The organism is Rhizobium sp. BK176, assembly GCF_024808055.1.
In genome coordinates, this window is sequence record NZ_JANUBV010000001.1 from 1,144,792 (window position 1) to 1,160,217 (window position 15,426).

Genomic DNA, 15,426 nt, shown 5'->3' on the forward strand with positions numbered 1-15,426 from the left:
GAAGCTGGACCAGATTGTCCGTTGCCCGCCGCGGCACTACAACAAAGACAGACGAAATTGGAAAGCCCATGAAGATCACCGCGCGCCTGCCTGTCTATGTGAGGGGCCAACCCGTCAGGAACAACGGACCGAGAGATATTCTCGTTTCGACCGATCTCGAGTGGGATATCCCCGAGATTTCGATGTCGGAGGCGGATGTCGCGTTTGAAAGCTTCAACGCCTTCGTCGCCGTGCTAGACGAGAGCGACCCGCTGCAACGCCGTAGCACGCTCGACGCAGTGGATTCGCATGTCGTGGCGCTCAAGCACAATGGCGATCTCTATAGGCGCGTTTCCAAACCCGGAGAAGCCATTCGGTTCGACATGGCCTACCCGGCTGGCCACGACCATAGTTGGGAAGACGGCGTCGGGACCGATATTTCCCTGCCGACGTTTTCGTTCGGTGGAGACGAGGAGCGACGGCATCGGCCGTTCTCGCTGCCCGTTTTCAAACAGCATCTATGGCAATTGAAATGCAATTCGGTTCTCGACACGACGTTTTTAAACCATGAGACATGGCCTCAGTCCTTCCCGGCTGTGAGAGATGCGGCGGATTTGGGGCAGTACGGACGCCGCAATTCCGTTTCCTTCGAGGACGTGCTGGCGAAACTCGTGTCCTATGACGACAAACAGCTCGAAGACTGCCGACGGACCAACGTCGGCCATATGGAGAAGTTCCTCCTGGTAGATGGCCAACTTTGGATGAAGACACGCCCTCCTGTGTTCAAGGTTGGGCGTCGGTATGGGTCCGCGCATAAACCTGCGGCGTGCGTCTCCGTCGATTTTGCCCCGGACTGGCAAGACACGCGTCTCGCCAACGCCTATTTCGGGCTTTCCGCTGCCGACGAAGCGTTCGACTACGCGCGGCGCATGTGCGACGCACTGGCCGACCGGAAATCCGGGGCGGAAGCTGGCGAAGTCGTCGATGCGACGTGCAACGACCACATTGTCCACGACCCCGAAATCCACGCTTACTCCCATGAACCCGAGGAACTGCGGCGCGTCGCGAGCGGCCTGGCCGTCGAAGCGCGTCGGTATTTGGTCAGGAACGAGAGTTGGCAGGAACGGTTCGGCGAGGATGCGGTTAACGGGGTTTTCCGTGCCTACGAACAGGTGCGCGCGACCAATTACGTGCTCGGCGAGTACGGCGACCCGTCGGACTGGATCGAGAGCAACGCGACCATCTGGCGTAAAACGCGCCGCGGCAACTCGACATACGGCTTCGGAAGCGTCGCGCTGGGCGACCTGCTGATCGAGCGCGCGATCGGCTACGACGAGAACAAACCTATTTCTGTCAACGCAGTGCAGCTCTCCGGTAGCGCACCAGGGAGAAACTGACAATGAAGATCGACGCCAGCTATCCACTCCTTTTCAAGGCGCGGCCGACAAGGACGACTAGGGACAAGGACGTCTTCGTTTCGGCAAAGGGTTCCTTCGATATCCCCGAACTGACGCTTTCCGAAATGCCCGTCGTGTTCGAAAGCCGTCAGGCGTACGCCGTCGAAAGAGGCTTTGTCAGACAGAAGAAGATCGTCAACCGTCGCCACGAGGTGCGAATGCTCGACGGCGCTCTCTATCGTCCTGTCTGCGAGAGGTTTGACACCGCTGCCGCCAAGATGCTTTTCGAACGGGCATTCCCCATGCACGCTACGAACACGGCCGCCCCTGGCTACGATGCCGACATATCCCTTTCTTCCGATGCGACGGAACATTGGAGGGCGGCGGTCTCGCCTCTTTCGCGACCGCTCTACGAACAGCTCATGTGGCGTCTTTCCTGCGATCAAATCGACAAAAGACGCCTGAACGACTTCTGGCCGACGATCGACTACGCCAGGAACAACATCCCGAACCTGCCGCAGGGACTTACCAACGGCACGCAGGCGCGGAACATGATAGGCATGGATGACGTGCGCCGAGACCTGCAACAGATCGACGAGGCGCAGCTCGCGTACTGCCCCACAGCAGCGCGCAAGCATATGGAACGTTTCGTCATAGCGGATGGCGGCCTTTGGCAACGTAGCCGCGGACCCGTCTACAGGGTGCAGATCGACCGAGCGACCTACGCCGTCACGGTGTCGATGACACATGCGCCGGACTGGCATGACACGCGCATGAACGTCAGGTACTTCGATCTGAACGACAGGGACGCGGCTTTCGAGTGCGCGGAACAGTTGATCCAGGAGCTTCGCTCGACCTACAGCTCCGACGGACGATATCAAAAACCGGTCAGCGATTTCACGGTCCCATATGACATGGACGATATGGTGCCAAAGTTCGAGTCCGGTGAAGACGAACTCTTCCGCCTGTCCTGCGCCGTAGCTGCGGAAAACCGGCGTTTTCTGGTCCGCAACCCGAAACATGCCGACCGCCTCGCACCCGAACGGCTTTCTGCGGTCTGGCGGGCTTTTGAAGAAGTTCGAAAGACCGATTACGTCTTTGATCAATTCGGCGATCCGACCGACGACCTGCGGACCAACATCGACATCTGGCTCCTTTTGGGGCGTCGACAGTCGACCTACTCTTTTGAGGAGGAGTGCTTCAGCACTCTGGCATTCAGGCGTGTAGCCGCTCTGGAAGACGCGAGGCGCATCTCGCTGTCGCCGACATTCTCCTCACGGCCTGGGCTGTGACTGCGACGACGCTGGAGCGCGAAGGAATGTCACGCCTCCGTCCTTGATCTGGCCGCCGACGTCCATCGTCTCCGGCCAGCGATCGATCCTCGCCCAGTCGAACCTGGCGTCTCCGCCCACCTTCAAATCGCTCGGCATGCGACGGAACTCGGTGTCGTTCGTGACGAAATCGCCATCGACGACCAGGCGTTCCGCTGCGATGACGCCGCCTTGGAACCTTACGCCCCCCGCTACGGCCACGTCCGACCCGGCTTCGAAAGAGGCATAGGTCGCGGTCAGATTGCCCTCCACCCGACATCCCCCGTTCATCGCCATCGACACGTTTCTGGCATGCCCACCTGACGTGAAACTCAACGTCATCTCGCCGTTGATGGAAACCGCATCTGCGAATTCGACGTCTCCGCAGTTGTCGATGACCAGATTTTTTCCGAATCGGACACCAGGCAACGCCGTAGGCACATGACACTCTGTCATGACGACGCTTCGGTCTATCGAAGGAGGCAGATAGTCGATTCGACAAGCGACAAGACGGTACGAATAGGCCTTAGCTTCGATTCCGGCCCTGAAGCCGTGAATCGCCAACACACCTTCGGCTTTCAAGCCGGCCGGCACCTTGAGAATTGGCCCATGACTTTCCCTGATCCAGTCTCGCCCGCTGATCGGGGCGTGGAAATCGTACGGCTGCTCTTGGCCGACATTGTAGTCCATGCGCCTGTGCGCGCTGATGGTGAGATCGCCAAGAACGGTAAAATTGTCGGGAAGCGGAACGGCAAATTCGTCGGTATCTTCGAAGACACGCAGGTGCATGTCTCCGTCGAAAGTGTCGCCAGGCCGCAAGGCCGCCAATTCCACGATCTTTCTGTGCCGGTCGATCTCGAAACCGGGAGGCAATTCTGTCTCCCATAGGTCCAGCTTCCGGTCGTGGTTGAACCATTCGATGAGGAGCCGCATGTACTCCGGCTTAACGACGGTGTTCGCCTTGCCCATCATTTCCACAATGCGGCGCTTCCTGGTGTCGACCTCGATCGTAACGCGGCTTTTTCCCGCACTGTCGCGCAGCGAGTAGATTTCCAGCTCGCCTTTTTCCAGCGCTTCGTCGTATGCGCCGTTTCCGACACAATGCGCCATCGCTCCGCTTTCGCCGTCGAGCGCCTCTGCCGTGACCAGCTTGCACACCTTGTAGCCTCTGGAACATTCGAAAACGACTTCCGTGCCGACAGATGCATCGACGGTCTTCTTCGAGTTCCACCGCTTCATCGCCTTGTCGGCTTCATGGGTGAGGCGCTCGATCGTGCCGCATTTCATCAGTTTCAGGGGACGACCAGCGACGTCGAGCCGCGATAGCCACTCCTCGTTGCGCACCTTCGACGCGACAAGCCAGTCCATGATGTGCCTGACGGTCGCTTGGTCGGCGAAAGCGCCGGGCAATCGACCTGTCTGGGTACAAAGATTGAAGATGATGCGTCCCGGACCGTCGCGAACGAGGTCGGTGATATCCACGCCGGTGCGCCCGAGCGTATAGGCCGCCACCTGCCTGACCCAGCGTTCGTTTTCTTCCTTCGTGTATGTCATCGTCAGCCCTACCTGCACTTTCCTGCATCATCTACGCCAGCTTCGCAACTGTCCGGACGGGACTTCCCATGTCTTCAAACCCGGGCCACGATGGGTTCAGGACAAAGGAGACCCCATGGACATTCACGAAGCGGCGCAGGCGTTGGACGGCAACGAGTACGGAGAAGAAGGATCGCCAGAACTCTTCAAGGCCATGAAAGACGCGGGGTTGCTTGCCCTTTACGGCTACAGCGACGACAGCATCATCCTGAACGGCGCGGAACACGACCAGGTCTACGACGAAACCCTGTACTTCACACCGGACGGCCTACTCACGAACGACTGCGACCACGATGGATGCCCGTACTTCAGAAAGCTGAAGAAGCTCGCTGCAACGGTGAACGTCAAGTTCGGAGACGGCAAATACACGTTCTCCATGACGACCGATATGCCGCACGCCACCTTCAAGATCAAGGAAGGCAACGACCCATACTGCCAAGGCCTCGTCTTCGCCCTCAAGGATGCCGTCGCGCGTCCGGCCTAAGCCTCCACGGCGGCCGATATGATCTTGCGGGCGATGTGCATGGCGACAACGCCCGCAACCGTCGACGGATCGTCGGCAGGGACCGTATGTATCGGCGCATCCGGCGATCCCGCTTCGAACACGTCGTACATCCCGTCAGGACCCGCCGTGACGATGATGTCCCTAACGAAGAGATCGCCATCCTCAGTCGTCGCCCGGATCGGCGAGCCAAGGGCTTCGAAGACGCGATTCAGTTTGCTTTCGACGATCGCGATCACATCGCTCTCCTGCAGACGAAGTTGCGGTTCCTGAGGCCGCCGTCCACTTCGACGACATCGGCCTCCTCGAGCTTGTCGAGAACGACCTTGGCTCCGCGCGCCGTCAGGTCCAGCGCCTTCGCGAAGGATTTCGCCGAGAACACTGGCGACGTCATCATGAACTCGATCGCACGATCGACGCTCGACGAGTTCTTCTCGGGCGGACAGAGAGCCAACATCGACATCTTGGTCGCAGCACCGTCATCGATGCGCTGCAAGCCGTCGCGACCGAGCTCGACCAGAGCGTGGCCGACCTTGGCGATCCAGGTGATCTTGGCCTGCGAGGCATCGCGGAAACCGTCGGTGTCTCGGATGATATAGGTGGCAAGGCCGATCATGGGCGTGGCGCACTCGAATCCCTTGGCGAGCATCCATCCGGCGACAAGCAGCGCCATTCGTTTGGCGGTCCCGAGGAAGCGGTTGGAACTCCAGAAAGACCGGAGGTTCTCGATGGCATCCCACGGGTTGGGCTTCTCCATGAACGAGAGCAGCTCGTTGTGCAGCCAGAAGCAGTCTTCCTCGAGGCTCCAGACAAGGTCCTGTTTGAGCCGACGGCCCGAGGAGGCATCGGCGACGTCGAATAGCCTCCTGACATCTTCGGATGACGGCGGCTGCTCAGCCCACCCCTCGACCACAAGCAGGGCGTCATGGATGTCCGCCGCCAGCCTGACGGATCGTTCCAGGTTGGTGACTTCCCGGTTTCCAAGGAGTCGGCAAAGGCCCTCCATCCTGACCAGCGATCCCTCGAGCGCGGCGATGTTGATGGCTTCGCGCCGTAGCGTCCCCGCATGATAGAGCGGATCGGCGGCTGCGGTCCTGCGTAGAGCCTCGTCCAGCCTCGCGAGGGCGGCGGAGGCCGCGACCATATGGCGGATATCGGACAGGGAATCGAGTTCGTCTTCGTAGTAGGACATTGGCGACTTCTGGAGCTATATCCATAAAGTCTTCCACCGAAACATACGACGAACAACCGCCGGCTCAAGGCAAGGGTTGACCCCGCCTGGCATCGGTCCGAAAGTGCGGCGATGACGAATCGGGCGGAACGATGCCGACGCTGACTGGATTGCACCTTCGCTCCGCGCGCGCCCTTCTAAGGTGGCGCGTGCAGGACCTCGCACGCAAATCCCGCGTTTCCATCGAAATCCTAAAGCGGGCCGAGCTTCTCGACGGGCCGGTGAACATGACCGCTCCAGAGCAGGAAGCCATCATCAAGGTGTTTCAGTTGACCGGGGTCTCGCTCATCGAAGACCCCGCGCTCGGCATCGGGGCCTCCCTCAGCAAGCAGCAGGGAAGAAACTCAGACCTGATAGGGTGACTCTAAAAATTGAGGAACCTCTCGACGCCGGAATACAGCGGTGCGACCATCGGAAAGTCGGACGGTAAACCGCTTGGCGATCCCATCCTTGACTTACCTGTCGCCGCAAAGGAAAGGATGGGATCAGTCCATGATATAGCGAGGCATTCTTGAGCAACCAGGAACCTTCCCTTTTCGAGCAGGAACTTGGCAAAGCTTCGTTCGACGCCCTTCCGGCGGCGATCCGCGCACTGCATGATCGCCGCACCGATAAGAGGTTTACCGGGGTTGCCACCATCCGCCGTAGCTACGGTTTGTTCGGACACTTGATCGGCTGGGCATTCGATCTCCCCCATACGGGTGACGATGTCCCGACCTCCGTGACTATCAAGAGGACCGACGTCGGCGAGACGTGGGAACGGCTGTTCGGCGACCAGGTCTTGCGCTCTCGTTTGTCGTTGCCCACCGACGGTAAGACCGGACGCATCACCGAAAAGCTTGGCGTGATATCCTTCGACATAGACCTCGATGCACGTCTCGGCCGCCTCTACTATCCTGTCGGTCGAGCGCGTATCGGCCGGATTCCGCTTCCCTCGTTCATGACCCCGCGAAGCGATACTGTAGAACACCTGACCACGGACGACCGCTTCTACTTCTCGGTGAAGGTCGAAATCCCGTTCATCGGCCACCTCGTGACCTACGAGGGATGGCTTCTCGACACCACGGCCCAAGCGCCGTTGTTTCATGCGGCCATCGCCCGCTGAATAGGCGGATCACCTAGAGGGCTTGCTTTGGATCGCCAGTATCTCCAGAACCGCATCGACGATTACCTCAGGAAGCACGTCGACTTGATCGAGCGCGGGCGGCGAGGAACCGACGCTCCCGACGTCTTTCCGTTGCTGCGAATGTCCGTCGGCCGGGTACTGACCAACATCGGCGTGAAGCTGGACAGCGAGGTCAAAGCCATCATGGAGTGCGCCCTCCCTGAAACAAGGCACATCTACGACTGGCTGTTGGCATCGCAAATCCGCGGCGAACCCTGGCTCTCAAGGTGCGACCCTCAGGGGCGGCCGCTTAAGCTGATGAAGTTCAGCACCATTCCGCAGATCACAGCCGAAGCCAACAAGGCGATGGCGAAACGCCGTGGCGACGGGTTCAGAGTGCCTCCGACCTCCGGAACCGAAGTCGTACACGAGTGCGGCGACGGCTGGACCATCGTCAGGTTGATGACCCCCGAAGCGCTCGACTACGAGGGAGCGCAGATGGGGCACTGCGTCGGACAGGGGGGCTACGATCATCTTATCGAGGAGGACCCGATTTATTCACTGCGCGACCCGATGGGGCGCAGCCACATTACGATCGAGGTCGATGCCTATTCGAAGCGAATCGCGCAGCTCAAGGGAAAGCAGAACGCCGCCCCGAAGATCGAATACACACGCAGGCTCGTGGGATGGAAAGGTCTTGTCGGCCTGACTATCGACGGGCAGGAATGTCCTTCAGGTTTCGGTCTCGACAAACGGCTGGGGCTTGTGGAACTGGGCGAACTCAAGTCTGGCGACGTCTTCGAAGGCGACCTCTGGATCGAGTGGAACGACAAGCTGGAAAACCCGCTGGTGCTTCCATCCGGTATAACCGTCATCGGTGACGTCGATTTTCGGCGGCTCTGGCGGCATTCCGCATACAGGAAGGACCAGAAGGCTACTCCACTACCGAACGATCTGACGATCAATGGTAAGCTGGGCATCGAAGGGATGAGGCTCGACGGCTTCAACGTCGTCGCCGACCAGATAGTCATCGAGAACAGCCACGTGAAGAATCTGGGTAAATTGGTGGCGCGTCGCATCGAGATCACCGACTGCGTCTTCGACGACGACGCACTGGAAAGATCGACGGTAAAAGGCGATCTTTATGTGAAGTCCTGCCGCGGCGTTGCATTCCGGGATTCGACGACTGTTGTCGGTTCCGTCTCGATCGTCGACTGCAAGGCCGGTCTTTCTCCCTCGCCGGTAGTCTGGTTCGAGGATGGCTTCCGCGCAAAAGGCAGGGGAGCGCTCCACGTCGACGGTTCATTTGTCGGCTTCGGCCATTCGCTGGCGGTCGAGGGGGATTTCACGGTCTGCGGCGATTCTGCCGTCCGCATGCCTTACCGCCTCGACGTGTACGGGAACCTCTTGATCGAGCAATCCGAGATCGATCATTGGCCGGAGACTATGAACGTCCGAGGACTGACCGTGGAACATTCTGCCCGCGTCATTCATGTAGGTCGCCAGCTCTCGGCAAATCCTTCCCCGATGTCGGCCTGATGCACGATTGATCGATGCGGTGACACCGCCTACGCTTGTTCATCGAAGCAAGCGACCAAGGCATGGACGAGAAAATCAGAAAATCGATTTCCGACTGGGTGGTTGCGAGAGCCAACGACAGCCAGCGCCGTACGGGCGTTTTCCTCGGACAAACCCTTGAACTCAGCCTCGGGCGCGTTCTCCTCGGTGTCGCTTTGCGTGAGGGCAGTAGCATCATTGCTATTGGCAGCGTCACGGAAACCCAGATTCGCCATATCTGCGATTGGCTCACTGTGGCCCATCAACGAAACGAACCATGGCTCTCGCGCCTCAATGAGAACGGCATCCCCTTCAAGCTCGCGAAATTCGGGACGGTCGAACAGATCGTAGACGAAGCAAACAAAGCCATGGCGAAACGGCGTGGCGACGGAGCGACCCGGAAGAGCCACGCCGGAGGAACGGAATCCGTCTACGACGCTGGTGACGGGTGGTCGATCGTGCGTCTTCTGACGCCCGAGGCACTAGACATCGAAGGCCACGAGATGGGCCACTGCGTCGGCCAAGGGGCCTACGACTACGGTCTTTCGAAAAACACCGTTGGAATCTACTCGCTGCGCGACCCGTATGGCAAAAGCCATGTCACGCTCGAGATCAAGCACTCGATGGCCGAGCTCCGGCAGATCAAGGGCAAACAGAACAAGCCGCCAAAGGCCGAATATATGCGGCGACTGCTGGGATGGCCCGATCTCAAGGACCTCTCCGTGCAAGACACAGAACTGCCGCCCGGTTTCGCTGTCGACAGAACACGAGGAATCATAGAGTTGGCATCTCTGAATTCCGGTGAGGTATTTGAAGGCAACATCGTGGTCGAGCTCGTCAAGGGCCAGGACAACTACGTTATTCCCTTGCAGCCCGGCGTTACAGTAAAGGGCGATGTTGCAATCATGGGACTGAAAGCGGGCGAACTGATTGCCCGTTTAGACTCATATAGGTCGATGCAGTATCCGTCCGTCTCCGTTCGAGCCGGCGTTACCATCGACGGCATCCTTAAAATGGACCATGTGACGCTTGAAAGCTTTGCGGCCAAGGCGAGGAAGATTACGGTCAGAAACTCGACGATCCGATCTATTTCCCGCCTCGATTGTTTGGATGCAGAGTTTTCGAATTCCCATTTCGATGAGCAGGCCTTGGCCAAAGCGTCGGTGTCCGGTGATTTCTACCTGCGTTCATGTCCTGGAGTTGTTTTCCACCGCTCAACGGGGATAGCCCGCATGTTGACCGTGACGGGATGCAGGCCCATCATGGATCAACCTGAAAAACCGGTGGAGTTCAGGTCTGGGTTTTCGGCAAGTGGCTTGTCCGTCTACAATTCGATTATTTCTTTCGGGGATTGGTTTCTCTCCCACCAAAGCCTCGAATTGGAAGCGACATCTGTCAGGCATATGCCGTCCCAATTACATGTCAGGTGGAACCTGACTGTGGACGACTGCATAATCGATAGGTGGCCTGAAAAGATGATCGTGGACCACGACACGCTGGAAAATAACGTCACGGTCAGCAATGACGCAACGTCGATCGAAAGACCGACGTGGGTGCCGAAGACGTTCGCCTATTAGGCGGTAATCACTACACCGCAAGATTAGCGATGAAATTCGGCTGCGGCCGGATTGGCTTGCCTGCGTCTTCGAACCTGCGAAGAATGTGCTTCACGTAATCGGCGTCCATATCGTCCCCGCGCGTCAACTCCACCTTTCCCGAGACCTGCGAAGCTGCGGCGAGAACACCGAATGACACGTAATCCTGAAAGCCTACCGTGTGACCTGAATGCTCGCCCTCTCCATAAGAGAAGTCGAGACCGCGCGGGTCATCCGATCCCTCTACCCTGATCTCGGTGGCGGATACGCTGACCGTCCTGGGATCGGCGGCATACTCCGCAGTTCCCTTGTCCTTGTAGTGGAATGCGAGACGAGCTGCCAAGTTCGGTGCCGCCGGCCGACTGTCGGTAATCTGCTTGACCACCGACGGCAACGCTTGGCGAAGCGGCCCATCGACCGCCTGCGAGAGCGCCCCGATTTCGGCCGAGGTCAAATCTTCGGTTATCCGCCAATCAATCCACCGCCCCATGTATCGCCTTCCCCTACTGCAAATTTGATTGACTGGGCCGAACTACGGCCGTCGGTGGTGTTCTTCGGCTGAAACGACTTATCGGAACCCAAGGTTAGACGATAATCCAGCTGTCCGCCTATGTCCCGAACAACCGAAAAATCCGTTTCCGCTTGGAGCCACCGACAATGGTCACCCGTGGCCGATGAAACATCAAAAGTTTCCGCCGACAACGGTGAGGCGCGGCCCGGCGAGGAAGCGGTCCACCTTATGCCGGAGGAAATCCGGCGTGCTGTCAGCCCACTTCGAGACCGTATCACGGTCGAGACCGCTGATATCGAAATTGCCGACAACCTCCGTCACGAGGGCATCGACCACGGCATCCCGCATCTTGAACTTCGAGCCTGGCCCGCTATCCAAGGTTTCGGCGTCGATCAACAGTGCGAACGCCTGGGGCCGATGTAGAAGAACCGCCGTCAGGTCCGCGTCACTCAACTCATTGACCGTCTCGAAGGCCATGGCCTGCATGACGCTGAACGGGTTCCATCCTTCTTCCATGCCCTCGTAAAATTTTCTTTGGGCTGCAAACAGGACCTTCAGGAACGTCATCCTGGTGTCGTCGGGGTTTTTCGAGGCTGCCGTCACTGATGTCTCCAAATCTGCCTTCTGGATACCTATCCCGGTCACAGCCCGATTTCAAGCCAGATGCTCCCAGCAGCAGCAACGGCGTCTACAAATCGTTAATACTCCCTGCCATAGGCGTTTTGTCATCATAATTGATGACCTCGACAGCTAGTTGTTGAACTTATGACCTCGTAGGTTCATAAGACACTGATGACTTCAATTGTCTTGTGAAACCTGCGGCATGGCATTCGTCGTTACCGACCCTTTGACGCACCGCAGTACCCCCAATCCTGACTGCCGATAAGCTTCCTTATCGGAACCCAGAGGGGTCCGAGGGACAATTCGCGGAATCGAGGCCTGGAGGGCGTTTTTCTGCGCGTCACCGGGGTGTAGCGAGCCTCCAGACGGGACATGGCGGGTCATTCGGCATGCCTTGGTTTTGTAGTTAAGAGGTGTTTGGTTCATCGTTTCATATGAAGGCCAGTCCCGACGGCTATTTGTCAACGGTTTGAGCTGCCTCAATTCAAGCAGCTTCGACGACCTGAATTCGGGTCCTGATTTCTTTACCTTCGGTTGGGCCGGCGGATCGTCGGAGGAAACGAAATCCACGCCAATGGAACATCCATCACCGCGTTCCCGAGACAACTCGTTCTACAGGCTGGTCTCTACCTCCAGGGGGCCACATTGGCTGGCCTGCCTGAGACACTGTCATGTTCCGAACTCCAGCTCGATGGCGCGAAGATCGATGAATTGCCTCAAAACTTGACGGTGAGAAAGTGGCTCAGCGTCGTCGGTTCCAGCCTTCGGCGCATACACGATCTTTCGGGAGTCTCAGGGATCATTGATCATCCCTTGTCGCCGCAAACCCGGTCCTTCAGGTCCAGGATAGGCGACCTCTTGCGAACATAACGGGAACCCGGTACGGTCATCCACGATGAAAGAACGCATGGCATATAAATTCCGCATCTACCCGGACGAGGCGCAAGCCCGACTGTTCCGTCGTACGATCGGATGTTGCCGCGTCGTCTATAATACCTGCCTCGAGCAGAAGAGACTAGAGCGTCACCGCTCCGAACCTCGTCGCCTCACGGCTGTAGATCAGAACAAGCAGCTCGGCGACCTCAAGGAAGCACTTCCTTGGATGAAGGAGGCACCTCACCATTGCCTCCAGCAGGCTGTCATCGACCTCCACAAGGCGTTCACCAATTTCTTCGAAGGTCGTGCCGCCTTTCCAAAGCCACGGCGCAAATATCAGAACGAAAGTTTCCGATATCCAGACCCCAAACACATCATGATCCGCGACGGTGAAATTTTCCTGCCGAAGGCGCGGTGGGTGAAAATCGTCGCCCATCGCGAGATCGTCGGGATGGTGAAGAACGTGACCGTCTCCCTCAGCGGCAATCACTGGTACGCCTCCATCCAGGTTGAACGGGAGATCGACGAGCCGGCGGTTAGAGACACGATCGACGTCGGCGGCGATCTTGGCGTCGTCCATGGCCTCGTCCTGTCGGACGGCACGGTCTACGACCTTCCCCGCATGACCGAGAAGGAAAAGCGCAAGGAGGAAAACCTTCAGCGGATCATTTCCCGTCGCAAGAAGGGGTCGCGCAATCGTGCAAGGGCCTTACGTGCGTTGCGGGCCTTCAAGGCGAAGATCGTTCGTCGTCGCAAGGACGCCAAGCACAAGATGACGACGGATGTCTCGCGACGTTGCGACGTGATTTACCTCGAAGACCTCAAGGTCGCGAACCTGACGGCGTCAGCGCGCGGAACCGTCGATGATCCAGGCGTGAACGTCGCGCAGAAGGCTGGTTCGAACCGCAACATGCTGGACGTCTCGCCAGGCGAGACCCGCATGCAGATTGAATACAAGATGCGCCGCTCGGGCGGCGGCGTTTACTACGTGAACCCGGCCTACACCTCGCAGAGGTGTTCGGTATGCGGTCACACCGAGGCGGACAACCGTCCTGACAGAGACACGTTCCTGTGCCTTTCCTGCGGCCACGCCGCCTGCGCCGACGACAACGCGTCGCAGAACATTCTCTATCTGGGCCGCAAGGCTCGAGCCGGAGGACTTCCGGTGCTGGCCTGTGGATCGAACCGGGGTGCCGGTCGGAAGCAGGAAGAAGAAGGTAGCAGTCAGATCGCGCAAGCGGCCTGATCAAGACCTGAAGCTCGGTCCTTCAGGGCCGAGAGAAGTCACCTTAACGGAAGTCAGGTTGAAGCACTGCCAGACGGTCTGACCATCCAGGGAAGCCTCTGGATCGAAAACACGTCGATACGCCATTTGCCGGCCGGTTTGCGGATCGCGGACGACCTGCGTGCTGGTGGTTCGAAGCTGGAAAGCCTTGGCGAGGACATCGTGATCGGTCGCAGCGCCAACTTCACCCGTACCAAAATCACCGAGGAGATGATCTGGGATGCGCGACTGGTCGCGAAGAATGTCTTCGATCTCAGGGGCGGATGGGTCAGTGGGTGGGAACCCAGCGATCTACCGCAGAGCGCCTCCACGTTGATCGGCCGCCTGATCGCCAAGTGGTCTTGGGCCTTCAAGCGGAAATTCCTGGGCGGGCCGCGTTGACGGCCTCCCTGTTCCGGACCACGCTTTAGCTACGGCCCGCCATGCCGACCATCCCCGGCCTCTTCGAGGCGCGGTGAAATGGCATCTCGAATGCATACGACGTCCCACATCGATTCCGATCTCCAATCACATGGGCAATCGACGGGCGGCAACGGGGAAGCAGCGAAGTGTCAATTGCCCCAAGGGGTGACGAATGAACCACCAGACTATTCCAACGCTCGCCGAGGCAAAGGCCGGCGCGAAACAGTTCCGCGCCCGCATGAAGGCACTCGGGTACGAAGTAAGCCACAGCCACGCGCTCGAGGCGACGGCCGCTGCCTTCCGGTTTTCCGACTGGGCGACGTTCCGCGCGGCAATTGACAAGCAGGCACCGAGGGCGGAACCGAAAGCAAAGCTTGATCTCCTTTCCTCGGTAAAGGCAGACCTGATCGAAACATTGACGCCTCTGTCCGACAGGGATTTTTTCACAACCGCTCTAGGCCTTCGCGATATTCTCGCAACGAAGGCCGTTGGCAGCCTCGACAACCCGGCGCGCTATTTCCTGATGTATCCCAAAGCCCAGACATCCGGAGGAGGTTGGGTCAGCAATGTCGGCGACACCATGCACCGAGCGGCGGGCCAACACCTAAAGCGCATCTTGAATCAGGTCATCTTCGAGATGGCATGGCCGCGCTTATCCGGGCGCGCCATAGAGTTGATCCTGTCGAATCCCGAGTTTCTCGAAAAAATCCACGGCGACCGCACCACTGTCAAAGGCTTCGCAGCGGCTGTGGCACAGCGAAACATCAGCGTGAACCGCGTCCTTGGCCTCGTAGACAAATACCACGTTGCACGGATCGCAGTAGCGAAGTTTTCGACGCCTCATGAGGTGGAGCTTGCGGACCTCCTGCTCGACTGCATGCTGGGACTGGCCCTGGTGAGTGGGATGTACAACATGCGCAGTCTTGTCGTAGACGAGATCGATGCGTATTTCGGCGGCGATCATGCCCGCGTACTAACGCCGAACGAGGCGCGCTACGTGAATCCCGAGGCATTCGATGACCTCCGGTGGAATGGACGCCACTGCACAGCGGACATACTCGGCCATGGCTACCGCCATGCGGTGTCCCTGCCCAAGTTGGAGTGGGAGGCGCAAAGCAGGTTCGTCGAAAACCTTGTGCTTTCTGGCGTGTTCGCCGGACTGAAGCAGGCTTGGAGTTCCTACGTTCCCGCGGTTGTCAATTACCACAAACCAGCACCCGCATTCCTCTTGTTCCGAAACGAAGTCGACGCGCAATGGGCCGTCGGCCAGATTGCGGGAGCCGGTATGGCTGACCTTGTCGCCGTCAAGAAATGGGATCAGGACGAACAGCGTTTCCATGGAGACGTGCGAGTGCGGGCCTGGGATGCGGTACTTGCCGGCCATCCGCTTCCTGTCGACGATTGATCACACCCCGAGCCTGGGTGACGTACCTGTCAAATTTCTGCGCTTGGTTCATTGCCG

At 58.7% G+C, this 15,426-nt stretch carries 15 protein-coding genes; 10 read left to right on the forward strand and 5 right to left on the reverse strand.

Annotated elements, in window-relative coordinates; genetic code table 11:
• The first annotated feature begins 68 nt into the window (after positions 1-68).
• Positions 69-1,376 (forward strand): hypothetical protein, encoded by a 1,308-nt coding sequence (locus tag FHT76_RS06335; protein WP_259184930.1) that lies wholly within the window; start codon positions 69-71, stop codon positions 1,374-1,376.
• 2 nt (positions 1,377-1,378) lie between these two features.
• Positions 1,379-2,668: a hypothetical protein gene (locus tag FHT76_RS06340; RefSeq protein WP_259184931.1), complete on the forward strand. Its 1,290-nt coding sequence runs from the start codon at positions 1,379-1,381 to the stop codon at positions 2,666-2,668.
• Here FHT76_RS06340 and FHT76_RS06345 read toward each other — a convergent pair.
• A complete protein-coding gene (locus FHT76_RS06345) occupies positions 2,651-4,240 on the reverse strand; it encodes a PcfJ domain-containing protein (protein ID WP_259184932.1) in 1,590 nt (529 codons plus the stop codon). The two genes, FHT76_RS06340 and FHT76_RS06345, sit on opposite strands and share 18 nt — an antisense overlap.
• A gap of 115 nt (positions 4,241-4,355) precedes the next feature.
• On the opposite strand from FHT76_RS06345, the gene FHT76_RS06350 reads away from it, so the two are divergent.
• On the forward strand, positions 4,356-4,763 hold the full coding sequence (locus FHT76_RS06350) for a hypothetical protein (protein WP_259184933.1): 408 nt from the start codon (positions 4,356-4,358) through the stop codon (positions 4,761-4,763).
• Here FHT76_RS06350 and FHT76_RS06355 read toward each other — a convergent pair.
• Together FHT76_RS06355 and FHT76_RS06360 are read right to left on the reverse strand one after the other, a co-directional pair.
• The gene (locus FHT76_RS06355; RefSeq protein ID WP_259184934.1) at positions 4,760-5,020 is read right to left on the reverse strand and encodes a hypothetical protein; all 261 of its coding nucleotides are present in this window, start codon (positions 5,018-5,020) and stop codon (positions 4,760-4,762) included. The genes FHT76_RS06350 and FHT76_RS06355 overlap by 4 nt on opposite strands.
• A complete protein-coding gene (locus FHT76_RS06360) occupies positions 5,017-5,973 on the reverse strand; it encodes a hypothetical protein (protein ID WP_259184936.1) in 957 nt (318 codons plus the stop codon). Before FHT76_RS06360 ends, FHT76_RS06355 begins: the two co-directional genes overlap by 4 nt.
• Positions 5,974-6,104: 131 nt before the next feature.
• Here FHT76_RS06360 and FHT76_RS06365 point away from each other — a divergent pair, with 131 nt between their 5' ends.
• The 4 genes from FHT76_RS06365 (at position 6,105) to FHT76_RS06380 (ending at position 10,251) form a co-directional block, all read left to right on the forward strand.
• Positions 6,105-6,374 carry a transcriptional regulator gene (locus tag FHT76_RS06365; RefSeq protein WP_259184937.1) on the forward strand — a complete coding sequence of 90 codons (270 nt, stop codon included), beginning with the start codon at positions 6,105-6,107 and terminating at the stop codon, positions 6,372-6,374.
• A 149-nt stretch (positions 6,375-6,523) separates the two neighbouring features.
• Complete coding sequence (locus FHT76_RS06370; RefSeq protein WP_259184938.1) at positions 6,524-7,117, forward strand: DUF4166 domain-containing protein; 594 nt, start codon at positions 6,524-6,526, stop codon at positions 7,115-7,117.
• Between the two features lie 27 nt (positions 7,118-7,144).
• On the forward strand, positions 7,145-8,656 hold the full coding sequence (locus FHT76_RS06375; RefSeq protein WP_259184939.1) for a PcfJ domain-containing protein: 1,512 nt from the start codon (positions 7,145-7,147) through the stop codon (positions 8,654-8,656).
• Between the two features lie 62 nt (positions 8,657-8,718).
• Positions 8,719-10,251 carry a PcfJ domain-containing protein gene (locus FHT76_RS06380; protein ID WP_259184940.1) on the forward strand — a complete coding sequence of 511 codons (1,533 nt, stop codon included), beginning with the start codon at positions 8,719-8,721 and terminating at the stop codon, positions 10,249-10,251.
• 10 nt (positions 10,252-10,261) lie between these two features.
• Here FHT76_RS06380 and FHT76_RS06385 read toward each other — a convergent pair whose 3' ends face one another.
• The gene (locus FHT76_RS06385) at positions 10,262-10,759 is read right to left on the reverse strand and encodes a hypothetical protein (protein WP_259184941.1); all 498 of its coding nucleotides are present in this window, start codon (positions 10,757-10,759) and stop codon (positions 10,262-10,264) included.
• 192 nt (positions 10,760-10,951) lie between these two features.
• The gene (locus FHT76_RS06390) at positions 10,952-11,383 is read right to left on the reverse strand and encodes a hypothetical protein (RefSeq protein ID WP_259184942.1); all 432 of its coding nucleotides are present in this window, start codon (positions 11,381-11,383) and stop codon (positions 10,952-10,954) included.
• A 925-nt stretch (positions 11,384-12,308) separates the two neighbouring features.
• Here FHT76_RS06390 and FHT76_RS06395 point away from each other — a divergent pair.
• The 3 genes from FHT76_RS06395 (at position 12,309) to FHT76_RS06405 (ending at position 15,369) form a co-directional block, all read left to right on the forward strand.
• Positions 12,309-13,523 (forward strand): transposase, encoded by a 1,215-nt coding sequence (locus FHT76_RS06395; RefSeq protein WP_259184943.1) that lies wholly within the window; start codon positions 12,309-12,311, stop codon positions 13,521-13,523.
• A gap of 126 nt (positions 13,524-13,649) precedes the next feature.
• Entirely contained in the window at positions 13,650-13,943 is a 294-nt protein-coding gene (locus tag FHT76_RS06400; RefSeq protein WP_259184944.1) for a hypothetical protein, read from the forward strand.
• 193 nt (positions 13,944-14,136) lie between these two features.
• A complete protein-coding gene (locus FHT76_RS06405; RefSeq protein WP_259184946.1) occupies positions 14,137-15,369 on the forward strand; it encodes a glyoxalase superfamily protein in 1,233 nt (410 codons plus the stop codon).
• The last annotated feature ends 57 nt before the right edge of the window (positions 15,370-15,426 follow it).